Annotated in this window: 20 protein-coding genes; 10 read left to right on the top strand and 10 right to left on the bottom strand. The window is 67.9% G+C overall.

Annotation, left to right across the window (positions count from 1 at the left end; genetic code table 11):
• Nucleotides 1-51 precede the first annotated feature (51 nt).
• From ASE86_RS11545 to ASE86_RS11530, 4 genes are all read right to left on the bottom strand, one after another.
• The gene (locus ASE86_RS11545) at nt 52-1,527 is read right to left on the bottom strand and encodes an alginate export family protein (protein ID WP_082441801.1); all 1,476 of its coding nucleotides are present in this window, start codon (nt 1,525-1,527) and stop codon (nt 52-54) included.
• A 14-nt stretch (nt 1,528-1,541) separates the two neighbouring features.
• Nucleotides 1,542-2,852 (bottom strand): MFS transporter, encoded by a 1,311-nt coding sequence (locus tag ASE86_RS11540; protein WP_056426174.1) that lies wholly within the window; start codon nt 2,850-2,852, stop codon nt 1,542-1,544.
• A 137-nt stretch (nt 2,853-2,989) separates the two neighbouring features.
• Nucleotides 2,990-3,955, bottom strand: a complete 966-nt coding sequence (locus ASE86_RS11535) for a cation diffusion facilitator family transporter (protein WP_235524054.1) — start codon at nt 3,953-3,955, stop codon at nt 2,990-2,992.
• A gap of 74 nt (nt 3,956-4,029) precedes the next feature.
• Nucleotides 4,030-5,136 carry a catalase family protein gene (locus ASE86_RS11530; RefSeq protein ID WP_056426168.1) on the bottom strand — a complete coding sequence of 369 codons (1,107 nt, stop codon included), beginning with the start codon at nt 5,134-5,136 and terminating at the stop codon, nt 4,030-4,032.
• Nucleotides 5,137-5,233: 97 nt separating this feature from the next.
• On the opposite strand from ASE86_RS11530, the gene ASE86_RS11525 reads away from it, so the two are divergent.
• Nucleotides 5,234-7,519, top strand: a complete 2,286-nt coding sequence (locus ASE86_RS11525) for an FdhF/YdeP family oxidoreductase (protein ID WP_056426165.1) — start codon at nt 5,234-5,236, stop codon at nt 7,517-7,519.
• 131 nt (nt 7,520-7,650) lie between these two features.
• Here ASE86_RS11525 and ASE86_RS11520 read toward each other — a convergent pair whose 3' ends face one another.
• Nucleotides 7,651-9,162 carry a sodium:solute symporter family transporter gene (locus ASE86_RS11520; RefSeq protein WP_056426163.1) on the bottom strand — a complete coding sequence of 504 codons (1,512 nt, stop codon included), beginning with the start codon at nt 9,160-9,162 and terminating at the stop codon, nt 7,651-7,653.
• A gap of 152 nt (nt 9,163-9,314) precedes the next feature.
• Nucleotides 9,315-10,610 carry a lipopolysaccharide biosynthesis protein gene (locus ASE86_RS11515; protein ID WP_162233331.1) on the bottom strand — a complete coding sequence of 432 codons (1,296 nt, stop codon included), beginning with the start codon at nt 10,608-10,610 and terminating at the stop codon, nt 9,315-9,317.
• A gap of 67 nt (nt 10,611-10,677) precedes the next feature.
• Between ASE86_RS11515 and ASE86_RS11510 the strand changes: the two genes are divergently transcribed.
• From ASE86_RS11510 to ASE86_RS11495, 4 genes are all read left to right on the top strand, one after another.
• A complete protein-coding gene (locus ASE86_RS11510; RefSeq protein ID WP_156347106.1) occupies nt 10,678-11,820 on the top strand; it encodes a hypothetical protein in 1,143 nt (380 codons plus the stop codon).
• A gap of 101 nt (nt 11,821-11,921) precedes the next feature.
• Entirely contained in the window at nt 11,922-12,971 is a 1,050-nt protein-coding gene (locus ASE86_RS11505; RefSeq protein WP_156347105.1) for a diacylglycerol/lipid kinase family protein, read from the top strand.
• Nucleotides 12,968-13,843 (top strand): hypothetical protein, encoded by an 876-nt coding sequence (locus tag ASE86_RS11500; protein ID WP_056426154.1) that lies wholly within the window; start codon nt 12,968-12,970, stop codon nt 13,841-13,843. Before ASE86_RS11505 ends, ASE86_RS11500 begins: the two co-directional genes overlap by 4 nt.
• On the top strand, nt 13,840-14,595 hold the full coding sequence (locus ASE86_RS11495) for a nucleotidyltransferase family protein (RefSeq protein ID WP_156347104.1): 756 nt from the start codon (nt 13,840-13,842) through the stop codon (nt 14,593-14,595). Before ASE86_RS11500 ends, ASE86_RS11495 begins: the two co-directional genes overlap by 4 nt.
• Here ASE86_RS11495 and ASE86_RS11490 read toward each other — a convergent pair.
• The 3 genes from ASE86_RS11490 to ASE86_RS11480 all read right to left on the bottom strand — a co-directional run bounded on the left by ASE86_RS11490 (nt 14,576) and on the right by ASE86_RS11480 (nt 18,076).
• The gene (locus ASE86_RS11490) at nt 14,576-15,241 is read right to left on the bottom strand and encodes an HAD family hydrolase (protein WP_056426153.1); all 666 of its coding nucleotides are present in this window, start codon (nt 15,239-15,241) and stop codon (nt 14,576-14,578) included. The genes ASE86_RS11495 and ASE86_RS11490 overlap by 20 nt on opposite strands.
• Before the next feature lie 130 nt (nt 15,242-15,371).
• Entirely contained in the window at nt 15,372-16,661 is a 1,290-nt protein-coding gene (locus tag ASE86_RS11485; RefSeq protein ID WP_056426149.1) for an amidohydrolase family protein, read from the bottom strand.
• Entirely contained in the window at nt 16,658-18,076 is a 1,419-nt protein-coding gene (locus tag ASE86_RS11480; protein WP_056426145.1) for an amidohydrolase, read from the bottom strand. Before ASE86_RS11480 ends, ASE86_RS11485 begins: the two co-directional genes overlap by 4 nt.
• Nucleotides 18,077-18,277: 201 nt before the next feature.
• On the opposite strand from ASE86_RS11480, the gene ASE86_RS11475 reads away from it, so the two are divergent.
• Nucleotides 18,278-20,281, top strand: a complete 2,004-nt coding sequence (locus tag ASE86_RS11475; protein ID WP_235524052.1) for a TonB-dependent receptor — start codon at nt 18,278-18,280, stop codon at nt 20,279-20,281.
• 60 nt (nt 20,282-20,341) lie between these two features.
• A complete protein-coding gene (locus ASE86_RS11470; RefSeq protein ID WP_414881282.1) occupies nt 20,342-21,760 on the top strand; it encodes a sugar porter family MFS transporter in 1,419 nt (472 codons plus the stop codon).
• A gap of 105 nt (nt 21,761-21,865) precedes the next feature.
• Here ASE86_RS11470 and ASE86_RS11465 read toward each other — a convergent pair whose 3' ends face one another.
• Nucleotides 21,866-23,224: an MFS transporter gene (locus tag ASE86_RS11465; protein WP_056426136.1), complete on the bottom strand. Its 1,359-nt coding sequence runs from the start codon at nt 23,222-23,224 to the stop codon at nt 21,866-21,868.
• 125 nt (nt 23,225-23,349) lie between these two features.
• Between ASE86_RS11465 and kynU the strand changes: the two genes are divergently transcribed.
• The 3 genes from kynU to ASE86_RS11450 are packed head-to-tail and all read left to right on the top strand — an operon-like array spanning nt 23,350 to nt 26,050.
• Nucleotides 23,350-24,579 (top strand): kynureninase, encoded by a 1,230-nt coding sequence (gene kynU, locus ASE86_RS11460; protein ID WP_235524051.1) that lies wholly within the window; start codon nt 23,350-23,352, stop codon nt 24,577-24,579.
• The gene (locus ASE86_RS11455) at nt 24,576-25,430 is read left to right on the top strand and encodes a hypothetical protein (RefSeq protein WP_056426129.1); all 855 of its coding nucleotides are present in this window, start codon (nt 24,576-24,578) and stop codon (nt 25,428-25,430) included. Before kynU ends, ASE86_RS11455 begins: the two co-directional genes overlap by 4 nt.
• A gap of 44 nt (nt 25,431-25,474) precedes the next feature.
• The gene (locus tag ASE86_RS11450; RefSeq protein ID WP_056426126.1) at nt 25,475-26,050 is read left to right on the top strand and encodes an ATP-dependent Clp protease proteolytic subunit; all 576 of its coding nucleotides are present in this window, start codon (nt 25,475-25,477) and stop codon (nt 26,048-26,050) included.
• Nucleotides 26,051-26,125 lie beyond the last annotated feature (75 nt).

Here is a 26,125-nt window from a genome sequence, read left to right as displayed (position 1 = left end):
CGTGTCAACGATCCGGTTGTTCCGCCGGCGCCCCTCCCGTCCGGCCGATCGTCAGAAGCGGAAGCTGACCCAGCCAGCGAGGAAGTCCGAACTGCGATAGTTCGCGCGCGTCAGCACCTTGCCCGCGGCAAGATGTTCGTACCGTCCCGTCACAGACAGCCGCGGCGTGACCGTCCAGACGGCCTGCAGGCGATAGACATCGGCGATATGCGCGCCGCGGACGTTCTGCGTGCCGGCAAACGGCTGGCCGTTGGCGCGATAAACCGCGTCGCGCTGGTCGTCGCGCCACGCCCGCTGGACCTCGCCCGTCACGCGTAGGCTCCTGGCCGGCGAGATGGTTACGTTGGGCGCCAGCGCGATTAGGTTCGACGGCGTCAGGAACAGGCCGTAGCTGTAGTAGATGTTGTTACCGTACGGCGCGTAGGCGTTGCGTAGCGACCCGTCGCCATAACCGCCGCCGCCGCTGGCATAGTCGGCGTGGAAGCCGACACGCGCGCTGCCGGGTGACGTGCCGACGCGGTAGGTCTGGGCGAAGAAGCCGTGCCAGGCGTCGATGTCCTGGTTGATATAATGGCCCCACTGGCGATTGACGCTCCAGTCGATCGTCCACCGCCCGGCATCGCCCCACAACCGCGTGCCCAGATAATAGCGCGTCGCCGGGCCGATCCGTCCGCCCCATGCGCCGACCAAGTTGCGCCGCCGCCACAAGAAAGGATCGAAATAGAGCTTCGACCCGCCGAACCATGTCCGCGGCACGACAAGGCCCAGCGTCGCGCCGGAAAAGCGCCGGGCGGGATCGATGACATCGTCGTCGGTGCCCAGATCGCCGTACTGCGTGGGTTTCAGGTCGAACAAGTCGATGCGGACCGTCGATGTGCGCGCCCAGGCCCGCCAGCCGTTCAACGTGTACCGGATGGTGTTGTTGTCGCGGCTCGACACCAGCAGGTTCGATCCGTCGAAGAATTCCTGCCGCCCGTAGCGCGCCCCGATCGCGATGCCCGATATGTCCGCGTTGGCTTCGACGAACGCTTGCTGGATGACCACGTCGTTGCGCAGCGTCGCGGGCGGGGCGCCGAGCTCGACGCCCGAGATGCCGCCGTGCGCGATCTCACCGAACGCGCGCAAATGGGGACCCAGGTGAACGTCGGCGGCGGCAAAGATGCGGCGGATGTCCTGTCGCTGCGCCCGCGATTCACGCAAGTTCGGGTTGGTCGTGTGGTTGACGCGCAGCCGCACCTCGCCAGACAGCGTCGCGTAGATGTCGCCGTCGGAATCGAACTTGATGCATTTCAGCGCATCGATCGGGTCGTCGCGCTTTGCCGGGTTGCACAGCGCACGCCAGTCTTCCGCCCAGCGCGACTGGTTGTAGCCGCCGGTGGTCGCGCCGTCGCCGATCGCAGCGGCGGGGTAACCGGTGACGGACGGCGTGGCCGGAGTCGCGGTGGGCGCGGCTTCAGTCGGCGGCGGCTTGCGCGTCGTCTGCGCAGCCGCCGGGACGGCCAGCACCAGCGGAAGCAGCGTGAGCATCGGTCGTGCCACGATCAATCCTCCACGATCGCGCTGGTGTGGCGGGTGTCGCGCATCCGGACGTAGACGATCAGCGAGATCGCGATCATCGCGGTGACGTACCAGTAGAAGCCGCGCTCCCACCCCGCCGCCTTGAATCTCAGCGCGACATATTCCGCCGTGCCGCCGAACAGCGTGTTGGCCAGCGCGTAGGGGAGGGCGACGCCCAGTGCGCGGATGTGCGCGGGGAACAGTTCGGCCTTCACCACCGCGTTGATCGAGGTGTAGCCGGTGACGATGACGAGGCCGCCCAGCACCAGGAAGAAGGCGGTGGTGGGATCGCGCGTCGTCTCCAGCGTGGCGAACAGCGGATAGGTGCACAGCACGCCCAGGACGCCGAAGCCGATCAGCAGCGGTTTGCGCCCGATCCGGTCACTGAGCGCGCCGGCCACCGGCTGCATCAGCATAAACAGGAACAATGTGCCGCCGTTGATCCGCGAGGCGATTTCGCGGCTGAGCCCGGTCGTGTTGACCAGGAATTTCTGCATGTAGATCGAGTAGGCGTAGAACGCGAGCGTGCCGCCCGCGGTCAGCAGCATCACCGTGATCGCCTGGCGCGGGTGATGCTTGAACAGCGCGAACATGCCCGATTTCGGCGCGTCGCTGCCCTTCGCATTTTCGAAGCTCTGCGTTTCGGCGAGGCCGCGGCGGATCCAGAACACGACGATCGCCAGCACCGCACCGATCGCGAACGGGATGCGCCAGCCCCACGCCTCCAGGTCCGCTTCCGACAGCGTGGCCTGCAGCAGCAGCAGTACGCCGATCGCGGTCAACTGGCCGCCGATCAGCGTGACATATTGGAACGACGAGAAGAACCCGCGCCGGTCCTTGCCCGCCATTTCGGAGAGATAGGTGGCGCTCGCACCATATTCGCCGCCGACCGACAGGCCCTGCAGCAACCGCGCGAGGACCAGGATCGCCGGTGCGACCAGACCCGCCGTCTGGTACGTCGGCGCAACGGCGATCATCAGCGAGCCCAGGCACATCAGCGTGACCGACAGGGCCAGACCGCTCTTGCGCCCCTTGCGATCGGCGTAGACGCCCATGATCCACGCGCCGATCGGCCTCATGAAGAAGCCGACCGCGAAGACCGCCGCCGCGCCCAGCAACTGCGCGGTCGGGTCGCCGGAGGGAAAGAAATGCGGCGCGAAATAGAGAGTGAAGGCCGCGTAGGCGTACCAGTCATACCATTCGACCAGATTGCCGGTCGATCCGCCGACGATCGCCTTCAGCCGCTCGCGCTGGGTGGGTCGACCCGCAGCGGCAGGATGGATGTCTGGCGGCATGATGCTCTCCCAAGCGTTTCTTTTGCCGCAGCGTAGCAGAGCCGCGCAAAGGCGTCGCGGGGCCGGGCTCCCTCGGGAACAGCCGCGACGATCCTGTTTTTGACCGTCGACGATCGACGCCGTGTGCGGTTTTCCGCTCAGTCCGGGGCGTGCGTCGGCGCTTCGGTGACGACGGCCGTGTCGCGCCGTTCGGGCCGGATGTAGATCGAGGTGAGTTGCGGCAGTGCGGCTTTCAGATCGGCCTCGATCGCATCGACCAGCGTCTCACCGTCGCCCATCGTCAGCGTGTCGTCGAAATCGGCGCTGACCGCGACGAAGACGACGTCGGGCGACGTGTGGATGGTGCGGACGTGATTGACCGCCAGGATGCCGGCGCGCGCCGCGACATGGGTGCGGATCGTGTCGACCAGATCGGGGTCGGCGGCCTCGCCGATCAGGAGCCCCTTGGCTTCGCGCGCGAGTAGGATCGCGACGGCGGCGAGCACCAGCCCAATGGCGATCGATGCGACGCCGTCGATCCGCGGGTCGCCCAACGCGTGGCTCGCCCAGATGCCGATGCCGGCGAACACCAGGCCGATCAGCGCGGCGCTATCCTCGAACAGCACCATGAAGCCGGCCGGGTCCTTCGACCGCCGCACCGCCTGCCACCAGCCCAGGTCGCCGCGGCCGGCATTGAATTCGCGCACCGCGATCATCCAGGACGTGCCCTCCAGCGCGACGGCGATGCCCAGCACGATGTAATTGACCATCGGGTCGCGCAACGGCTCGGGCTCCAGGATATGGAGATAGCCTTCGTAGATCGACACGCCCGCGCCGATCGCGAAGATCAGCATCGCGACGACGAAAGCCCAGAAGTAGAGTTCGCGCCCATAGCCGAACGGGTAGGCCACATCGGGCGGCCGGGCCGCGCGCTTCTGGCCGTAGAGCAGCAGGATCTGGTTGCCGCTGTCGACCAGGGAGTGGACGCCCTCCGTCAGCATCGACGACGATCCGGTGATACCGGCGGCAACGAACTTGGCGACCGCGATGCCGACATTGGCGGCAAGCGCGCCGTAAAGGACGATGTTGGCGCGGATGGCGGCGACGATGCTGGAAGTGCTCACGCGGCGGTAAGCGTCGGAGCGGGGCGGGTGTTCCATCCAGCCGTGCTCCCGCGCAGGCAGGAGCACGGATCGGTTCAGGTCACGGTTTGCGGGTCCACCGCCACATCCTCCGGCCCCTTCGGCTCATGGATCGGGCAACCGTTGAACCTGCCACGATAGTCGGCCGAGAACGTATACGTGTCCTTGCGCGCACGGTTGATCGCGCCGAGCGGCTGATGCGCCGCCAGGCCGTGCCACACGCTGAACGACAATCTGTCCTCCTGCCGCTCGCTGGTTCCGTAGGTCCAGGCCGCCTGCGGCACGACGGTGAGCGTCGCGACGGTGCGGAACGGGCTTGCCTCCTCGTCCCAGACCGCGGTGCCGTCCTCGATCGGCATCGCGTCGAGATCGGTGTTGAGCTGGACGCGCATTTCCCATGTCGCGCCCTGTTCGGACAACAGTTCGTTCATCGCCTCGCGGTTGGCGTCGGGGCGACCGCTGGCGTCGATCGTCTCGTCGGCGAAATCCTTGATACCGCTGACCGGCACGAACTGGAACTTGGCGACGTGTTCGCCGTAGCGGAACGGTGTCTGGCTGAAATAGGTCGCGCCCAGCGGATGCACCGGCTTCGCGCCGCCCAGCGTATTCAGGAGGACGGACTTCTGGCCGATCGCCTCCAGTCCCGCCTCGAACGCGCGGGTGATCGACGACAGGACCTTCTTTGCGCCTTCCGCCTTGTCGGTGGTGGCGGCGAGCATCTTCAGATTGCCCAGGAACTTGTCCGGCGTCGGCGCGGCAAAGGCGGGCGCGTTGGCAGTGATGAAGTCCTGCGTCGTGTCGCCTTGGCTGCCGGGCAGGCGATCGCCCTCGACGCCCAGCACCTTCACCGCCAGCCCGCGCGGCAAGCGGACGGCGTCGTCCAGGATGTCGCCGGCGTTGGTCGAAAAGCGCAGAATCGCGTCATACTCGCCCGCTCCCGAGAAGAGCCCTTGCGCCAGCTCGGGCGGCAGGTCGCCGTGGACGGTCAGTTTGCCGGGTACCAGCCCATGCGCCTTGGCATGGACCGCCCGGACGGCATGGCCGTAATCCTCCGACGTGGTATCGAGGATCGTCTTGAACTGCGCCTTCAGCCCCTCGATCGTCTCGGCCTCGCCGGCCTCGGGGCGTTCGATGTCCGCGCTGTAGCGTACCGGCTGGGCCATATCCTGTTCTCCGTCAGTGCCTTCGCTGAACCATTCCCCAAGCGGCCCGTTCCGTCCTAACGTGGCTGGGTACTCGACAGGACGGAAGAGGGCGCACATGGCGGGCAGGAAATCGACATCGCGCCCGGGTGGCTATTGGGGGCCTGCCGGCGGATGGGGATCGATGCGTTCGGTCGCCGAAATCCTGAAGCGCGAGAAGGTGGGACCCGAGGGCATCCGCGAGCTGACGCGGCTCAACAAGCCCAAGGGCGTCGCCTGCGCGAGCTGCGCGTGGCCGAAGCCCGCCGAGCACCACGTCGCCGAGTTCTGCGAGGAGGGCGCAAAGGCGACCGCGTGGGAGCTGACGTCGCTGCGCACCACGCCCGAATTCTTCGCCAAGCACACGCTGACCCAGCTGCGGACATGGCCCGACTACGACCTGGAGCAGCAGGGGCGGCTGACGCACCCTCTGCGCTATGACGCGGCCACCGACAAATATGTCGCCTGCGACTGGGGCGATGCGTTCGACGCGATCGGGGCTGCGTTGAAGGCGCTCGATCCCAAGTCGGTCGTCTTCTACGCTTCGGGTCGCGCGAGCCTGGAGACGTCGTACATGTGGGCGCTGATGGCGCGCCTGTACGGCAACCAGAACCTGCCCGACAGCTCGAACATGTGCCACGAATCGACGTCGGTCGGGTTGAAGGCGGCGATCGGCGTGCCGGTGGGGACGACGCGGCTCGAGGATTTCGAGACGTGCGACGCGATCTTCTTCTTCGGACAGAATGTCGGGTCGAACTCCCCCCGGATGCTTCACGACCTGCGTGCCGCGCGGCATCGCGGCTGCGAGATCGTCGTGTTCAATCCGCTCAAGGAACGCGGGCTGGAGCGCTTCACGGATCCGCAGAACCCGGTCGAGATGGCGACGCTGACCGAAACGCGGATCGCCACGCAATATCACCAGGTCCGCGCGGGCGGCGACATCGCGGCGATGACGGGGCTCGCCAAGTTCCTGGTCGAATGGGATGACGCGGCGCGGGCGGCCGGCGATCCAGCTGTTCTCGATCATGCGTTCATCGACCAGCATACGCATGATTTCGCCGCCTTTGCCGACCATGTCCGTGCGGCCGACTGGGACGCGATCCAGGCGGAGAGTGGGCTGACCCGCGACGCGATCGAGCAGGCGGCGGGCGTTTATGCCCGGTCGAAGGCCGTGCTCGGCATCTACGGCATGGGCCTGACGCAGCATGTGAAGGGCGTCGACAACGTCCGGATGCTCGTAAACCTGCTGCTGATGCGCGGGAACATCGGACGCCCCGGGGCCGGCCCGACGCCGGTGCGTGGCCATTCAAACGTGCAGGGGCAACGCACCGTCGGGATCACCGAGAAGACCGAGCTGGCGCCGGTCGAGAAGTTGAGGGAACTCTATGGCTTCTCGCCCCCGACCGAGAAGGGGCTGGACACAGTCGAGGCGTGCCGCGGGATCATCGACGGCAGCGTAAAGGCGCTGATCGGTCTCGGCGGCAATTTCCTGCGCGCCGTGCCCGAGACCGGGCTGATGGAGGATGCCTGGCCGAAGCTAGACGTGTCGGTCCAGATCGCGACGAAGCTCAACCGCAACCACCTGTTCGCCGGGCGCGTCACTTATCTGCTGCCGTGCCTGGGGCGGATCGAGGAGGATGTGCAGGCGTCGGGCCCGCAGGTCGTCACGGTCGAGGATTCGACCAGCTGCATTCATGGATCGCGCGGCAAGGCGAAGCCGGCCAGCCCGCATCTCCTGTCGGAACCGGCGATCGTCGGGGCCATAGCCAAGCGAATCTGCCCGCCGAACGACCGCGTGAACTGGGACGCCTGGGTCGCCGATTATGCGCGGGTTCGCGACGCGATCGAGGCGACGTATCCGGACAAGTTCGCCAACTTCAACGACCGGCTGTTCGAACCCGGCGGCTTCTGGAAGGGCAATCCGGCGTCGGAGCGCATCTGGGAGACGAAGACCGGCAAGGCCGAATTCCTGGTGCCGGGCGAGCTGTCGGCGACGGGCTTCGCCGATAAAGCCGGGCGGTTCCGGCTGATGACGCTGCGGTCAAACGATCAGTTCAACACGACGATCTATGGCTATTACGACCGTTTCCGCGGCGTGAACGGCACCCGCGACGTGCTTTTCATGAACAGCGCGGACATCGCCGCGGAGGGTCTGCACGAAGGGCAGGTCGTGACGCTTGTCAGCGACGCCGACGACAACCACGACCGCCGCCGCGCGGGGCTGGTTGTGACACCCTACAGCATCCCACGGGGGTGCCTGGGCGCCTATTACCCGGAGTGCAACGTGCTGATGCCGGTCGAGCACCACGCCGAGGAAAGCCATGTGCCCGCGGCGAAATCGGTGCCGGTGCGGTTCGCGAAATAGCCCCGCCCCCTTCCGTTCGCACTGAGCTTGTCGTAGTGCTACCCTTCTTCGTGCGGCAGGCAAGGTGCACGAAGAAGAAAGACGGTGCTTCGACAAGCTCAGCACGAACGGAGCGGGGGAGGTACTTGCCCTCAGGATAAGCGGGACTTGGGGATGGCCGCAATCACCGTCGCCACCAGCGTCCCGACGCATAGCTGGTACGGGAAGGCGAGGGTGGTTAGCTCCAATCCCATCCACGGCTGCAACAGCAACACCGTCACGAACCCGCCGACGAGCGCGGCGATGACCGAGCCCGTCGTCCCGCGCGTGGTGAACACCGCGACCGCGTAGACACCCAGCAATCCCGCATAGGCGAAGCTCATCACGCTCAGCGCGAATTCCAGCAGCGGCGTGTCGGTATAGCGCTGCCAGTAGAAGCTCAGCACGGCCGCCCCGAACATCGCGAGCCCGACGATCCCCATTCCCCAGCGCCCGGCGTGGACATAGTGACGCTCCGGCTTCCCCGCCGTCCGCTCGCGCCAAGGGCGATAAAAGTCGGTGATCAGCACCGACGACATAGCGTTCAGCGCCGAGTTGGTGGTCGCCACCGCCGCCGCCGTCACGCCGATCGTTACAAGCCCGCGCAGGCCCGGCGGGATCTGTGTCAGGATGTAATGGACAAACACCGTGACCTTTTCGCCCGAGAACCGCGTGGCCGCGACGTTCGCGCTGCCCATCAGGTCGGGGCGGTTGTAGAAGATGTGGAGCAGCAGGCCGATGGTGATGAACATTGCGATGATCGGGATCGACGCGATCGCCGACATCATGAGCCCCCGCGCCCCGGTCTTCGCATCGGGCGACGCGAGCAGGCGCTGCGTCGTATCCTGGTCGAGCCCGGCATTGGCGACGTTGAGCAGGAACAGGCCGGTAAAGATCGACAGGATCGTGAACGGCTTGGCGAGGTCGGTGGAGGGATCGAACAGCAGCAATTTATGCTCGGCCGCCAGCGCATCGACGATCTGCGGCGTGCTGGCGGGAATCGACGTCCACAGGAACACGAACACCGCGATCGCCGAGCCGACGTAGATCACGAACTGGATCAGGTCGTTCCACAGCACCGAGCGCAAGCCCCCGACGAAGGTGAACAGGAACGCCGCGACCATCACAGCAGCGGCGGCCAACATGATGCTGGCAGCAGATACGCTGGACAACATCACCATCGCGATGGCGATCGCCGCCAGATACACGCGCGCGCCGCCCGCCAGCACGCGCCCGACCAGGAACATGCCGCCCGCCGCCCGCTTTGCCCGGGCGTCGAACCGCTGGCCGAGCAACTCGTATACCGTCGTCACGCGCGCCGCGTAGAAGCGCGGGATCAGCACTTTCGCGACGAACAGCGCGGCAAACACCGAACTCAGCACGCCGCCGAGGTAGGTGTAGTCGCTCCGGTATCCATAATCCGGCCCGCCGAGGAAGGTCGCGGCCGACTGCGTCGCCGACAGCACTGACACCGCTGCCAGCCATGCGGGCACGGTATGGCCGGCGAGGAAATACTCCTCCGCATCCGCCGTCCGCCGTCGCGAGAAAGCATAGCCGCCGACGACCAGCGCGGCGACATATGCAGCGACGACGATCCAGTCGAGCGGGGCAAATTGGCCTGTCATCGGCGGATGGTAGCGGAGCGTGAACGGGGTGCAACTCCCTCACAACCGTTATCCCCGCGAAGGCGGGGAGCAATAATCGCTGAACGTCGTGAGTCTTACTGCATTCAGCCGGAATTTATTCCCGCCTTCGCGGGAATGACGACACAAGCGCCTCAGTCCCGCACCGCGCGCATCGCTGCCGGCCACAGCATCGCCAGTGCCGCCACCGAGGCCGCCAGTGTCGCCAGCGCCGCCCCCAGCGCCTCGAACCGCGGGACCAGCACCATCGCCGCCAGCACGAGCACGCCGACCGCCGAGAGCCGGATGCGGAAGGCGGTGCCTGCGCGCCCCGTCCCGATCAGCATCGGTTCGAACCCGATCCCCATCACGTCGATCGCGACCGACAGGCTCAGCACCAGCACCAGCGGCCAGGCGGCGGTATAGGCCTTGCCGCCGACCAGATGCAGCGCCGGTTCCCCAAGGATCGGTACGGCGAGGCAAATGACCGCCCCAACCGCCAACGTCAGCCGGGTCGACTGGCGGAACAGGCGTCGCAGATCGTCGCGCGATGTGGCGCGGTCGGCGCGGCTGAATTCGGGAAAGATTCCGCGCGAAAACATCTCGGCGATCTGCGCCAGCGCCTGGCTCAACTGGAACGCCAGGCGATAGGCACCCGCCGCCGCCGGCCCGGTGACCAGCCCAACGACGACGACCACGCCCTGCCGCCCCACCGCATTCAGCGTTGCCGATACGTTGGTCAGTGCCGCAAACCGCATCAGCCCGGGATGTTCGCGCCAGACGCCGCCGCTGCCGCGCCACCCGCGCATCAACCCCGGCGCAACACGCCAGACCGCACGCCAGTGGACGAGCGCCGTCAGGATTTCGGCCGCTCCCCACGCGATCAGGAAGCCGCGTACGCTGGGTCCCGACGCGACGACGATCGCCGCGCCGACGAAGCGCATCACCGGCGTCGTCGATTCAGCGGCGGCGCCGATCCCGTAGCGATCGAACAGGCGCAGCACGCCGATGGCGCTGGAACGGATCGACAGCATCAGCACTGCGCAGAAGATCATCGCGTCGCGCGTCATCCGGTCGTCCCAGCCCAGCCGGGCATCGAGCGCGAGCAGGATGAGCGTTACGACCACGCACCCCGCGATCGCCGCACTGGCATCGAGCAGCGCGCAGAAGCGCACGAGTCGCCCGAGCGCTGCGCTGTCGCCGGTCGCCTGCAGCGGCACGCCGTAGCGGACGACCACCTGCCACGACTGGAACAGCATCATCGCCGCCACCGCCTGGCCGATCGACAGGATCAGCATGAACTGGCCAAACCCCTCCGGTCCCAGCGTGCGCGTGGCGAGGCCGAGGTAGACGAGGCTCAACACCGCGCCGAGCCCCTTGCCCGTCAGCAGCCAGCCGACGTTGCGCAATGCCCGCCGGAACGGGCTCGCGACCTTTTCTTCCGCGGCCAAGGTCCTAGATGTCGCACACGATGCGCATGACAAGCCCCATATCGCCGACCCCGCGGACGCGCCACCGGTGAAGATCGGCTTCCTGTACAATCACGATGCACTGCATCAGGTCAGCCATACCGCGCCGGTAATCGTCGCGCTGGCCAGCGAATCCCGCGCCGAGGTCACCGTCCTGACATCCAGCGCGGCGCAGGCCGCACGCGTCCGCGACCTGATCGGCCCGGCGGCGACGGCGCGAGTGCGCTTTGTCGCGCTCGACATCGGCCCGGTCGCGCGCGTGCTCGACGCCGGGCTGCGCTGGATCGCGCCGTTTCGCCGCGTCGCGGTGCTGCGCGAGAACGTGGCCGAGTTTGCCAAGCTCGACGCGCTGGTCGTGCCTGAGACGACCAGCCTGCTGTTGCGGGACCGGTTCGGTCTGACCGACCTGAAATATGTCTGGATTCCGCACGGGGCAGGTGATCGCTCGGTTGGATTTCGCAGCGTGATGAGGGGGTTCGATCTGGTTCTTCTGTCCGGAGCAAAGGTTCGCGACCGGATGCTGGCGATGGAACTCATCACGCCCGATAATCACGCGATCGTCGGATACCCGAAGTTCGACACGGTCGATCTGACCCTCCGCCCCGGCCTGTTCGATGATGACCGCCCGGTCATTCTTTACAATCCGCATTTCGATCCGCTGTTAAGCAGCTGGTATTGCTGGGGGGAAGCGGTGGTCGATACGATCGTCGCGCGGCGCGACGTCGACCTAGCGGTGGCGCCGCACGTCATGCTGTTCCAGCGCCGCATCCATGCCTCCCTCGAGCACCGGCGTGTCCACTGGCGACGCGACATCCCGGCGCGGTGGGCGGGAAGGGACGGGCTGATCGTCGATCCGGGCAGTGCGCGGTCGGTCGACATGACCTACACGCTGGGCGCCGACATCTACATCGGCGACGGGTCCAGCCAGATCTACGAATGGATCGCCCGCCCGCGCCCGGCGATCTTCCTGAACCCGGAAGGGATCGTTTGGCGGAACGACCCCAATTTCGCCCATTGGCATCTGGGCGAGGTCATCGACGACATGGCCGACCTGAACGCCGCGATCGACCGGGCGCTGGCCGATCCGCACCGATTCGACGCGGCCCAGCAGGACGCCTTCGCGCGGACGTTCGCGCCGTCCGACCGCCCGGCAGCGGCGCGCGCGGCTGCGGCGATCCTGGCGCTCCCCTGATCCAGAGTGAATTATTTGCAACACAGCCGTAATAAATTTGTCATGCCAGGGGTCGAAAAGGGTTGCGTAGCGTTAGTCGGCTAACCAACTGCCGGCTTACTGTGAAACCATCGATCTACGACAGCCTTGCCTTGCCGCGCCTGGCGTTTGCGGCCCCCGACGCGGCTAGTCCGCGTGGGCTGGTCGGGCGTACCCATCGTTCCGGGACGACGCCGCGCCTGGTCGGCCTGATCCGCAATCCGCGCAGCCGCCGCAATGTCGGATCGAACCACGGTCTGCAATTTCGTCCCAACGTCATCGCCGAATCGCCGACCACCCGCGAGGCGTTGCGCGACGCGCTGGCGATGTTCGCCCGCCGCGGGATCGATCTGCTTGTCATCGACGGCGGGGACGGGACGATCCGCGATGTCCTGACCTGCGCCGGCGACAGCTTCGGGGCGCAGTGGCCTGACGTCGCCATCCTGCCCAGCGGCAAGACCAACGCGCTCGGGATCGACCTGGGACTGCCGGCGGATTGGACGCTGGACGATGCGATGGCGGCGGCAGTCGGGGGCCGTACGGTCCTGCGCAGCCCGGTGGAAATCGTCGATCGGGAGGCGGCGCGACCGCGCGTTCGCGGGTTCCTGTTCGGCGCGGGTGGGTTCGTCGATGCGACCGAACTCGCGCAGCACACCCACCGCGCAGGGGCGTTCAACGGCCTGGCGGTCGGGCTGGCGCTGGCGGGGGCGATCGGATCGACGCTGTTCGGCCGTGCCGATAATCGTTGGCGCCGCGGCAGCCGGATTGCGCTCCGCTATTCGAACGACGCCCGCGCGCTCCACGGCGCGACGACCGCCAGCGATACGGCGCGCTACATGATGCTCGCCTCCACGCTGGAGCGGCTGCCGGTCGGCCTGAAACCGTTCGGGCGCAAGCGGCCGGGCTTGAAGAGCCTGGTGGTCGATGCGCCGCCGCGTGGCCTGGCGACCAGCGTGCCGTTCCTGCTGGCAGGCCACGAGGGTGCGTGGCTGGAAACGCGCGGATACCACCGCATCGATGCCAGTGCGTTCGACGTCGATGTCAGTGCCGGCTTCATTCTCGACGGCGAGATATTCCCCGGCGGCGCCTATCGCGTGTCGCAAGGCGTGCCGCTGCGCTTCGTCGTTTCGTGACCGACGATCTTGCCGCGCTGGTCGCGGCGTCGCTCGACCGGCCGATGGTGGATCGGGTGCGGGCGTTCGCGGCCGAACTCGCACGATCGGCGGATGCGGTCGCCGTCCTGTTCTACGGCTCGAACCTGCGGACGGGGTCGCTCGAGGGCGTGCTCGATTTCTACGTGCTGACCGATGGTCCGCGCGAACGTGGACTGTGGCCGCGGGTCGGGTATCGCGAATGGAACGGGCTGCGTGCCAAGATCGCGACGATGACGCTCGCGACCTTTGCCGCGGCGGCGGCCGATCGCACGATCGACACAACGATCTGGACGCGGTTCGTACAGCCGGCCGCTCTGGCGTGGGCGACGGACGATGCCAGGCCGCGGGTCGAGCGAGCGATTGCGGCGGCGGCAGTGACCGCGGGCCGCTATGCCGCCGCGCTTGGCCCGGCGACGGCACCCGCCGGCGGCTATTGGCGAGCCCTGTTCCGCGCGACCTATGCCGCCGAACTGCGCGTCGAGGCCAAGGGGCGTGAGGAACAGATCATGAGCGTCCACGGCGCGCATCTGACCGCGCTGCTGCCCGCGGCGTGGGCAGCTGGCGGGCTCCGGTTCGATGCCGGTGCGGATGGCACGCTGGCGGTGAGACTGGGCGATGGCGATCGTGCCGCGATCCTGCGCCGGTGGCGTCGCCGCCAGCGGCTGGGCCGTCCGCTCAACATCGTCCGACTGGTGCGGGCCGCGTTCACTTTCGACGGGGCCGCACGCTACGCGGCGTGGAAGATCGAGCGGCACACCGGCGTCGTCGTGCCGATCACGCCGTTTCGCGAGCGTCATCCGGTGCTCGCCGCACCCGGCGTGCTGTGGCGTGTGTGGCGGGCGCGGTCGTGACATTCACCGCGGTCATTCTCGCGGGATCGCGCGACGGCATGGTCGATGCCGTCGCCTTGGCAGAGGGCGTCGCGCACAAGGCGCTGATCGTGGTCGATGGCCGGACGATGCTAGAACGCGTCGCCGATGCGGTGGGACACGCAGGCGCTGACACCGTCGCGGTGTCGGCCAACGACCCGGCGGTGATCGCGCTTGCCACGCGGCTTGGCCTGCGCGTCCTGCCGCCCGCGGCCGGGCCGAGCGACAGCGTGGCGACTGCGCTGGCGGCGCTCGGCACGCCTCTGCTGGTGACGACCGCCGATCATGCGCTGCTGGAGCCGGAGTGGATTTCGGACTTCCTGCGCGACGTCCCCGCGGACGCCGACATCGCCGTGCTACTGGCGGAGCGGGGACGGATCGAGGCGGCGATGCGCGACACGCGACGGACCTATCTGCGCTTCGCCGATGGAGCGTGGTCGGGGTGCAACCTGTTTTACCTCGCCACGCCGGATGCAGCCCGCGCGATCGGGGTGTGGCGCGCAGTGGAGGCGGATCGCAAGCGGCCGTGGCGGATCGTGCGGCGGTTCGGGGTGGGAACGCTGCTGCGCTATCTGGTCGGGCGGCTGACGCTGGCCGATGCGGTCGGGCGGCTGGGACAGACGGCGAACGTGCGCGCAGCAGCCGTGGCGGCGCGCGACGGCCTGGCCGCGGTCGATGTCGACAAGGCGTCCGACCTGGCCGATGTCCGCGCGATCATCGCCAGTCGACGATAGGCCAACCGCGCGCCTCCGCCAGCGTGCGCAGCTTCGCGTGCGGGTTGACCGCAATGGCCTCATCCGCCCAGGCGAAGGTCGGTTCGTCGGTCACGTGGTCGGAATAGAAGCGGACATGCGCGTCGGCGCGCGCCAATCCCTCGCGGGCCATCCATGCCTCGATCATCGCCAGCTTGGCCGGGCCGTAGCAATTCCGTCCGGCAATGCGGGGGGTGATGCGGCCACGTGCGTCGATTTCCGCCTCGGTCGCGATCACGTCGTCGATGCCCAGCGCAGCGGCGATCCGCGCGGCGTAGAAGCGATGCGCGGCGGAGGCGACGACGATGCGATACCCCGCCGCGCGATCGGCGGCGATCTGCGCGCGCGCACCGCTACGGATGTGGCGCGCGAAGCTGTCGGCAAAGGATTGCGCGAGCGTCGCGGACTGGTCGGGCGTCAGCGTGCCGACCAGCAGCCGGTGCATCAGCTGCTTCAGCGTCCGTCGCTCGATCAGCCCCGCGCGATAGACGAGCATCGCCCCGATGACGACCGGCACGAATGCCAGCCGCCACGGCGCACGCGTCCAGGCGGCGTGGAGCAGGAACGGCGTCCATGTCGGCACCGCGGTGATCGTGCGGTCGAGGTCGTAGATGGCGAGGCGGTGCATAGCCGGGGGGTGCGAACCCTGGACCCCCGTTCGCACTGAGCTTGGCGAAATGCTTCCCTTCGTCTGCGCCGCCGGTGCGGGTAGAAGAAGAGCAGGGCTTCGACAGGCTCAGCCCGAACGGTGGTCGGGATTACCGATCATACGCCTTGGGCAACGCGCCTTCGACGACGTTCATGTACCGGTCGCGCAGCTGGCGCTGACGCGACGTCATCGGCTGCGGGCGACCGTCGATCCAGATGTCGAGCGGTTGCGAGGCGAGTTCCAGCGGATCGCCGTCCCACACCACCACGTCCGCGCGCCGTCCGGGACGCAACGATCCGATCTCGCCCGCCAGGCCCATCACTTCGGCAGGCTTCGACGTGATCGCGGCGAACGCCCGGCCCCAGTCGAGGCCGGTCGATCCCGGCACCTTCGTGATCGCGACCAGATTGCCCGCGAACTGGCGCACGACATGCTCGCCGCCCGACCCGTCGAAATAGATGCCGACGGTGACGCCCGCGGCCGTCATGCGCCCGACGTTGCTTTCGGTCGCCGCGACCTGTTCGAACGAACTCGGCAGGTCGGCGAGCGCGTAGGCGAGGACGGGGACCTTCGCCGCTGCGATCTCGCGCGCGACCATCCAGCCTTCGGTCGCGCCGGCCAGGATCAGCTTGATCCCCGGATAGCGCGTCGGCAGCGTCAGGACCTGGCGAATGTCGCTCGCGCGCTCGACCCGGACGACCAGCGGCACCTTGCCGTCGAGGACATTCAGCAGCGCCTGCGCATCGGCACGGGTCAGCAGCGCGTCCTTGCTGCGTCCGTCGAAGCCCGCCGGGTTGCGGCGGTAATCCTGCGCCATGGCGAACGCATCGGTCAGCGCCGCCCAGGCCGCAGGACGGCTCCCCCCGGCGGAGCGGGCGCCGTCCTCGCCCAACTGGACGACCTGGAACGCCCGGGCGCGGGTCACCGGATCGGGATCGGCGCCCAGGTCAATCACCGCTCCCTGGCCACCGAAGATCGACTGGCCGCCACCGCCGGTGATGAAGGCGCGGGTGACGCCGCCCAGCCGCTCGTTGGCGATCATCACCGTTTCCGGATTGACCGAGGTCGAGACGTCGATCGCCGCCGAATAGGGGGACGTGCGCGCGGACGTGTCGTTGCTTTCGCTGACGCCGCCGGCATCGACCAGCCCGAGGTCGCCGATCCCGGTCACGATGCCCGCCGACACCCATTTGCCGGTCGCATCGACCGTCTGCGCGCCCGCCGGCACCGCGACGCCCGATCCGGCCGCGACGACGCGCCCGTCACGGATGACGACGGTGCCGTTCGGGATCGGTGCGGAGCCGTCGCCGATCGCGACCGTGCCGCCGGTGATCGCGATCGTCTGCGCATCGGCAGGAGCCGCGATCAGCGCGGCGGCGGCGAGGAGCAGGGCCTTCACTTGACGTCTCCCATGCCGGGCTGGCCGATCTCGAAATCGCTCACCGGGCGCAGTTTCGGATTGTTCATGTCGTACAGCATCGCGCCGTCGACCCAGACCTTTTCGGGGCGGGTGTAGACGCTCATCGGATTACCGTTCCACAGGACGACGTCGGCCATCTTGCCGGGTTTCAGCGAGCCGGTGACGTTGTCGATGCCCAGCGCCTTGGCCGGGTTGAGCGACAGCCATGTCCACGCGAATTCGTCGCTGACCTGGATGCCGGCGCGACGACCGGCGTTCAGCGCCTTGGCGACTTCCTGGTTCAGCCGCTGGATGCCGTTGGCGTCGTCCGAATGGATCATCACGCACGCGCCCGCCTTGTGCAGCAGTGGCAGGTTTTCGTGGATGCCGTCGTAGCTTTCCATCTTGAAGCCGTACCAGTCGGCCCAGACGGCCGCGCAGGTGCCGTTGGCCTTCAGCAGATCGCCGATCTTGTACGCCTCGACCGCATGGTGGAACGCGCTGACCTTATAGCCGAATTCCTGCGCCATATCCATGACGATGGCCATTTCGTCGGCGCGGTAGCAGTGGTTCTGGACCAGGATATCGCCCGACAGCACGCCGCGCAGCGTGTCCATCGCGATGTTGCGCGTCGGCGGCTCGCCACCGTCCTTTTCGTACTTGTCCCAGCGGCGCTTGTACTCGGACGCCTGCGCCCAGGTCGCGCGGTCGACCGCGACGTTGCCCATTCGGGTGGAAGGCTGGCGGCCCTTCGAGCCATAGACGCGCTTAGGGTTCTCGCCACACGCCATCTTGAGACCATAGGGCGCGCCGGGGAACTTCATGCCCTGCATCGTGCGGGCGTAGACGTTCTTGAGCACCACCGATCGACCGCCCATCAGGTTGGCCGAGCCGGGCAGGATCTGCAGCGTCGTCACGCCGCCGTTGGCCAGCGCGCGGCTGAAGCCGGGGTCCTGCGGCCAGACGCTGTGTTCGGCCCAGACGTCGGCGGTGACCGGCCCCGTCGCCTCGTTACCGTCCGAATGCGCCTGGACGCCGGGCGAGGGGTAGTCGCCCAGATGGCTGTGGATATCGATGATGCCGGGGGTCACCCACTTGCCGGTGCCGTCGATGACGGTCGCGCCGGCCGGTGCCTCGACCGACTGGCCGACCGCGACGATCTTGCCGTCGGCGAACAGCACCTGGCCGTTTTCGATGCGCCCGCCTTCGCCGTCATAGACGGTGACGTTGCGGACCACAGTCGGCACGCCGGGATAGGGGCGGTAGGTCGAAGGAAAGGGATTGCGGTCATACGGCTTGCCCGGCTGCCTTGCGGACGTCGAGGAGGCCGACTTCGCCTCCTCCTTCTGCCCGCAGGCGACGAGCGCGGACGCGGCGAGCAGCGCCAGCGCCACGCGCGAGGATCGACGGTTCATGGACATGCCCCTTTTGTTATCGGGCCCTTGGTAGGGCGGGCACGCGCATCGATACAAGCGCGAAACGGTCGGGTGGGCCGTACATACGCGCATCGGCGGATCGTCCGGTGACGTGCCGCGTTCGGGCGATCAGGGACTTACGGGGGAACGACCATCATTTCGCGTTATGGGGCGGTCGCCCTGCTTCTGCTTGCCGGCACCGTGCCGGCCCGTGCACAGACGACGGACGTCGTCGTCACTGGTCGCGGCCTTGCACCGCGGCCGGGCGACGCCGCTTTCGACGTGGTCACGATCGCGCCGGAGCGCATCGCGGAGTCGGCCAGCGCGCGGCTGGAGTCCGTACTGGCGGACGCAGCCGGGCTTCAGCAATTCCGCCGATCCGATTCGCGCAGCGCCAATCCCACCAGCCAGGGTATTTCGTTGCGCGGCATCGGCGGCAACGCGTCGAGCCGTGCGCTGCTGATCCTGGATGGCGTGCCGCAGGCCGATCCGTTCGGCGGCTGGGTCGCCTTGCCGGCCTATGCCACTGACCGCATCGGCCTGATCCGCGTGACGCGCGGCGGCGGCAGCGGCTATTTTGGGGCCGGCGCGCTGGCGGGGACGGTCGAGCTGGAAAGTGCGGGCCGGTCAGGTGCGCCGATCGCCGGATCGATCGCCTATGGCAGTCGCGATTCGGTCGATGCCGATGCGTCGGCGCTGGTCACCAGCGGCAGCGGGTTCGCGACGATCTCCGCTGCCTATGCGCGCGGCGACGGCTTCGTGCCCGTGGTCGCCGAAAGCCGGGGGCGGGTCGATCGCGCCGCGCCGTATGAGCAAGCCTCGGGTGCGGTTCGCGGGGTGTTGCCGCTGGGCGGCTCGACGGAACTCCAGGCGAACGTCGCCGCCTTTGCCGATGTCCGCGACCGGGGCACGGCCTTCACCCGCAACCGCAGCGAAGGGGCCGACGCAAGCCTGCGCCTGGTGGGGCGTGGGAGATGGGGGTTTGCCGCGCTTGCCTACCTCCAGACCCGTGGCTTCGCGTCGCAGTTCGCCGCGATCGATGTCGCGCGCACGACCGTCACGCCGACGCTCGACCAGTACAACACGCCGGCGACCGGGCTCGGCGCGCGGGTGGAGTTGGTGCCGCCGATGGGACCGGGCATCGACCTGCGGCTGGGCGGCGACTGGCGCGACGTGACCGGGCGGACGCAGGAACTCTATAGCTACGCGGCCGGCATCCCTACGCGGCGCCGCGAGGCGGGTGGGTCGGCGCAGACCACGGGGCTGTTCGCCGACGCCAGCGTCGAACGCGGTGCGGTGACGCTGACGCTGGGCGGGCGGGTCGATCGCTGGCGGATCAGCGACGGGCGAACGCGCGAGACGCTGCTGGCCGGTGGTGCGCCGCTGACCGATGCGGTCTATGCCGACCGCACGGGCACCGAATGGACCGGCCGCGCGGGCGCGGCGTTTGCGCCGGTCGAGGCCGTGAGGCTGCGCGTTGCGGCCTATCGCGGCTGGCGGCTGCCGACGCTCAACGAACTCTACCGCCCGTTCCGCGTCGGGGCGGACGCGACCGCTGCCAACGCTGCGCTGTCGCCCGAACGGCTGACCGGATTCGACGCGGGCGTTACCCTGACGCCGGTGCGGGGCGCATCGATCGGGGTCAGCGTGTTTCGTGACCGATTGCGCGGTGCCATCGCCAATGTCGGAGAGGGGCGGGGGCCGGGGACATTCGCCAGCGTCGGTTTCGTCGCGGCCAACGGCATTTACCGCGTGCGGCGCAACCTGGATGCGATCAGGTCGACAGGGCTCGAACTCGATGCCCGCTACGACACCGGCCCGGCGTTCGCGTTACTGTCGTGGAGCCATGTCGACCCACGCGTGTCGGCGAGCGGAACGTCCGCTCCGCTCGACGATCTGCGGCCCGCGCAGACGCCGCGCGATGCCGTTTCGGGCACGGTCGGCTGGCGCCGCGACGGAATGGCGCTATCGACGACGCTGCGCCACGTCGCCCGCCAGTTCGAGGACGATGCCAACAGCCGCACGCTGGCGCCGGCAACGACGCTGGACGCCTATGCCGCCATTCCGCTGGGCGCAAAGCTGGCGGTCGAGCTTCGCGGCGAGAATCTGTTCGACGAACGGGTGGAGGCGGGGGTGGCCGGTACCGGCATCGTCGAACGGGCGACGCCGCGGACGGTGTGGATCGGCGTGCGGCTGGGCCGCTGACGCGGCGCGCTTTCTGCCTTGCCAGCGCCACGCGACTGTCGTCAGATAGCGCTAACAAAGCTGGAGAGGGGCGGGGCCGTGCAGGTACAACGCGCAAACACGGGATTCATCGCGGCGATCGTCGCGGTCGCGACCATCGGCGGTCTGCTGTTCGGATATGACAGCGGCGCGGTGAACGGAACGCAGCCGGGGCTGAAGGCGACGTTCGGCCTGACCGAGGCGGGCCTCGGCTTCACCGTCGGATCGCTGCTAATCGGCTGTTTCGTCGGCGCGTTCCTGGCTGGGCGGCTGGCCGACGTGATGGGCCGGCGCAAGGTGATGATGCTTGCCGCGCTGCTGTTCCTGGTCGGCGCGCTGGTCCAGGGCGTCGCGCACGAACAATGGCTGTTCGTCCTGGCGCGCTTCGGCGGCGGCATGGCGGTCGGCGCGGCGAGCGTCCTTTCGCCGGCCTATATCGCCGAAGTCGCGCCGGCGAACATCCGCGGGCGGATGACGACCGTGCAGCAGATCATGATCATCACCGGGCTGACCGCGGCGTTCGTCGTGAACTATTTCCTCGCGCGGGCCGCCGGCACCTCGACCGCGCCGTTCTGGGCGGGGATCGACGCGTGGCGCTGGATGTACCTGATGCAGGCCCTTCCTGCGGCGGTGTTCCTGGTCGCGCTGACGATGATCCCGGAAAGTCCGCGCTACCTGGTCGCCAAGGGCCGCACCGACGACGCTCGTGCGGTGCTTGTGCGCTTGTTCGGCCCGGCAGAGGCCGACGCCAAGCTGACCGACATCCGCGCGAGCTTTTCCCAGGATCATCGACCGCGCCTGTCGGACCTGAAGAACCCCGCCACGGGGCGCGTCCGCCCGATCCTGTGGGCGGGGCTGCTGCTGGCGGTGTTCCAGCAGCTGGTCGGCATCAACGTCATCTTCTATTACGGCGCGACGCTGTGGCAGCTGGCCGGGTTCAGCGAGGACCAGTCGCTCCAGATCAACATCGTTTCGGGGCTGGTGTCGATCGCGGCGTGCTTCATCACGATCGCGCTGGTCGACCGGATCGGCCGCAAGCCGCTGCTGTTGATCGGATCGGCGGGGATGGCGGCGACGCTGATCGCGCTGGTCTATGCCTTTGCCAGCGGAACGGTCGATGCGACGGGCAAGCTCAGCCTGTCGAGCGACCTCGGCACGAGCGCGCTGGTCGCGGCCAACCTGTACGTCATCTTCTTCAACGTCAGCTGGGGCCCGATCATGTGGGTGATGCTGGGCGAGATGTTCCCGAACCAGATCCGCGGCTCGGCGCTGGCCGTCTGCGGCTTCGCGCAGTGGTTCTCGAATTACCTCGTCGCGCAGAGCTTCCCGTTGATGGCGGCGGGGCTGGGGCTGGCGGTGAGCTACAGCCTGTATGCGGCAGCGGCGGTCGTCAGCTTCTTCCTGGTCCAGAGGTTCATCCACGAGACCAAGGGCAAGGAACTGGAGGCGATGGAAGGTTAAACCCGTTCGCCCTCAGCCTGTCGAAGGGCCGTTCTATAATACGTCCGCGATAACCTCGCGGCGCAAAGAACGGGGCTTCGACAAGCTCAGCACGAACGGTACGTGCTAGTGAACGGTCGTCGGTGCCCCACCCGCGTTGCGCACCTTTGCGCTCGCCGCGACCAGCGCGAACACCACCAGCGCGGCGTAGCAGACGGCCGGCACGATGAACGCCGTCGCATAGCTGCCGGTCGCGCCTGACACGAGCCCTGTCAGCGGCGGGATCGCCGCGCCACCGACGATCGAGAAGCACAGGAACCCCGACGTCGCTTCCTGGCTGGCGGTCGAACGTTCCAGCGTCAGCGTGAAGATGACGGGGAACATGATTGAATTGAACAGGCCCATCGACAGCGCGGCGAAACCGGCGCCGACGCCGCCGACGAACAGGACGTAGCTTGCGATGCCGACATTGATCGCCGCAAACACCGCCAGCAGGCGTGCGGCGGGGAAGCGGGTCAGCAACACCGATCCGACGATCCGCCCGACCATCGCGCCGCCCCAGTAGAAGGACACGGCCTTGCCGGCTTGCAGCAGCGACACGCCGGGAACGCCGTCGCTGCCCATGGCCAGACCCAGCAGCGGGATGCCGAATGCCGCGTCCGACTGGCCCCAGATCGCGTCGGAATTCAGGAACAAGGCCATCTGCGTCCCGATCGCGACTTCCGCACCGACGTAGAGGAAGATGCCTAGGCCCCCGAGCACTGCCCAGCGCGACGCGAGCGCCTCGCCGATCGCGGCACCGAAGCCCTTGGGGGCGGCGCTGTCGGGTGCCGCGGCGGCGACCAGCTTGCGCATCGTGAAGAAGAACAGCACCAAAAGGACCAGCAGCCCGGCGATCCAGAAGAACGCGCGGTCGATGCCGCCCAGCGCGGTCTGGCGCACGGCTTCGGTAATGACGGTGCCTTCCTTCACCTCGACGCCCTTCAGGAACAGCGTCGCGCCGATCCAGGGACCGAGGAAGGTGCCGAGGCTGTTGAACGCCTGGCTGAAGGTCAGGCGGAAATGGCTGCGCGAGGGATCGCCCAGCACCGCTGCCAGCGGGTTCGCGGCGACCTGCAGGATCGTGATGCCGCTCGCCAGCGTGAAGAGACCGAGCAGGACCAGCGTGTAGATCGCCGCATTGGCCGCCCCCAGCATGATGAGGCAGCCGGCGATCATCAGCGTCAGTGCGATGAGGACAGTCGGCACCGACTTGTGTCGGCTGAGCAGCGCGGCGGCCGGGAAGCTCATCACGCCGTACGCGATGAAGAACGCCGAGGCGCTGAGCTGTGCCTGGAGATCGGTCAGCGAAAAGATGCCCTTCACCGCCGCGACCAGCGGGTCGATCAGCGAGGTGATGAACCCCCAGGCGAAGAACAGGGTCGTAACGGTGGCGAATGCCGCCGTCGTGTTGGCCCCCGTCTGGGGTGCCGGCCGTGTCGTCATGTCGCCCTCTCCGCTGTAACCGTTTCCACGCGCTGCGTCGGTTCGTGTGTAGAGGCTGGCGTGTGGGCCGCAAGAGGGCGATGCCGTCCCGCCGGGGCTGTCGTCGCCGAAAGGACGGTCGAGCGTTGACCTCCACCGTTCTCAACCCCATCACCGCCGCCATGACCGATTTCACCGCAACCCGCGCGATGTTCCACCTGCCGGCGGGGGTCACCTATCTCGACGGCAATTCGCTGGGTCCGCTGCCGATCGCCGCGCAGGAGCGGGCACGCCGGGTGGTCGCCGACGAATGGGGCGAGATGCTGATCCGCGGCTGGAACACCGCCGGCTGGATGGCCGCGCCGGGGCGGGTGGGGGACCGGATCGCCCGGCTGATCGGCGCGCCGGCGGGCAGTGTCGTGATGGGCGATACGCTGAGCATCAAGGTCTACCAGGCGCTCGCTTCCGCGCTTTCGATGCGTCCCGACCGGCGGGTCGTGCTGTCCGACAGCGGCAATTTCCCGACCGACCTGTATATCGCGCAGGGACTGCTCGCCTCGCTCGGTTCGGATTATCGCTTAAAGGTCGTGGCTCCCGACGAGGTCGCCGATGCAATCGACGACAACATCGCAGTTACGCTGCTGACCGAAGTCGATTACCGCACCGGCCGCCGTCACGACATGCCCGCGCTGACCGCCAGGGCGCATGACGTGGGCGCGCTCGCCATCTGGGACCTCGCGCATTCGGCGGGCGCAGTGCCGGTCGATGTGACGGCGGGTGCAGCCGATTTCGCGGTGGGCTGCACGTACAAGTATCTGAACGGCGGCCCCGGCGCGCCCGCGTTCATCTATGTCGCACCGGCGCATCACGATGCGGCGCTGCCGGCGCTATCGGGCTGGATGGGTCATGCCGCGCCGTTCGCCTTCGATCTCGACTATCGGCCGGGCAAGGGGATCGAGCGGATGCGGGTGGGGACGCCGCCCGTGATCGCGCTGGCGGTGCTCGATGCCGCGCTCGATGCCTGGGACGGTGTCGCCATGGCCGACCTGCGTGCACGATCGATCGAGCTGAGCGAAGCGTTCATCGCCGGGGTCGAGGCACGGTGTGCGGGCGTCACGCTGGCCTCGCCGCGCGACCCGCATGCGCGCGGCAGCCAGGTCGGCGTCCGCCATCCCCAGGCCTATGCGGTGATGCAGGCGTTGATCGCAGAGGGCGTAATCGGCGATTTCCGCGCGCCCGACATCCTGCGCTTCGGCTTCGCGCCGCTGTACAACGATCTGGCAGATGTCGATCGCGCAGTGACGGTGCTGGCCGACATCCTTGCCACCGGCCGCTGGGATCGTCCGGAATTCCACGCGCGCAACGCGGTGACATGAAGGGGATCGCGCTCGCCTTGGCCTTGGTCGCTGCGGCGCCGGCAATCCGGCCGCCGCCGGCCGCACTGCGCGCGGACCCGTTCTACGCAAAATATCTCGACGCCGCCGGCATCCCGATCCTGTCGTCGGAGAAGGCCCCGGACGGCGCCCTCTATGCCGCACGCGACATCGTGACAGGGATGCTCGCCCACCGCAGCGATCTCGCCCGCGAGCTTGCCGCGATGGGCACCCGCGTCGCGATCATGGCGGAGGACGAATATACCACCGACCTGCCCGAACAGCGTCACTGGGTGAAGCCGGCGCGCGACGATCCGCGGCTGACCCGGTGCGAGCGCAAGCATTACGACACCCGCATCAGGAAGGTGACCGACCGCGCCTATTGGAATGCCCGCGCCCGCGGAATGGGCGGCGTGCTGACCAGCGGCGCGGCCGAGGACCTGCTGGGGCTGACGACGTCACGCTATTATGGCGAGACGATCTTCGTCCACGAGTTTGCGCACGGCATCCTGCACGCGATCCAGCGTCGCGCCCGCCCGCTCTACGCCGCGGTCGAGCGGGCCTATGCCGCGGCCAGGGCGAGCGGCCGGTGGACGAACGAATATGCGCTGACCTCGGTCGGCGAATATTGGGCGGAGGGTACGCAGACGTGGTTTGAATCGAACCGCCTGACGGTCGTCGACGGTACGCGGATCCTCAGCCCCGCCGACCTGAAGCGCTACGACCCGGCGCTCTACGCGGTGCTCGGCAAAGCCTATGGCCGGCGGCATCGGCTGGATAGTGACCCGTTCTGGCGCCATTCTGCGCGCGTCCCGCCCGGGCCGATACCGTTGAATACGGCCGAGGTTTGCTGAAGCGCGCGACGGAACCTCCACCGCGCTGGCCGGTTGCGGGCGACATGGACCAGACCCGCGCCAACGCCCGCCAGTATCCGCTGCTCGCCAACCCCAATGTCCATCTGCACGGCACGGTGGACGATGCGATGTACGACAGCTTCCGCCAGCAGATCCTGGACGCACCGGCGGAGGGGAGCATCGTCTTTTCGATCACCACGCTGGGCGGCGATCCGGAGGTGGCGCGTGCAATGGGCGACGACGTCCGCCTGATCGGCGAATATACCGGCCGCGAGACGCTGTTCCTGGGCAAGGTCGCGGTCTATTCGGCCGGCGCCACCTTCATGTCGGCGTTTCCCAACGACAAGCGCTTCCTGACCCGCGGCACGCGATTGATGGTGCACGAGCGGCAGATGCAGGCGACGGTCCAACTCTCGGGCCCGCTGAAGATGCAGATCGCCAATCTGAAGGCCAAGCTGCACGAGATCGAACAGTCGATCGCGATCGAGGAAGAGGGGTTCCGCGCGCTGATTGCGGGGTCGACGGTCGACTATGACGATCTGCTGAAGAAGGCGCCGAACAACTGGTATATCGATTGCCAGGAAGCGCTGGAGATGGGGCTGGTCCTCGACGTGATCTGAGGGCGGCGCGGGATCGGCGCGCTTTTCAGCAAAGCCTCACGCCCCGCTCATGCCGCTCATGGCTTTTTCCGCAAC

Origin of the sequence: Sphingomonas sp. Leaf33 (assembly GCF_001421785.1) — a bacterium.
In the GTDB taxonomy this organism is placed as follows: domain Bacteria; phylum Pseudomonadota; class Alphaproteobacteria; order Sphingomonadales; family Sphingomonadaceae; genus Sphingomonas.
This window is presented reverse-complemented; position numbering and strand designations above follow the sequence as displayed.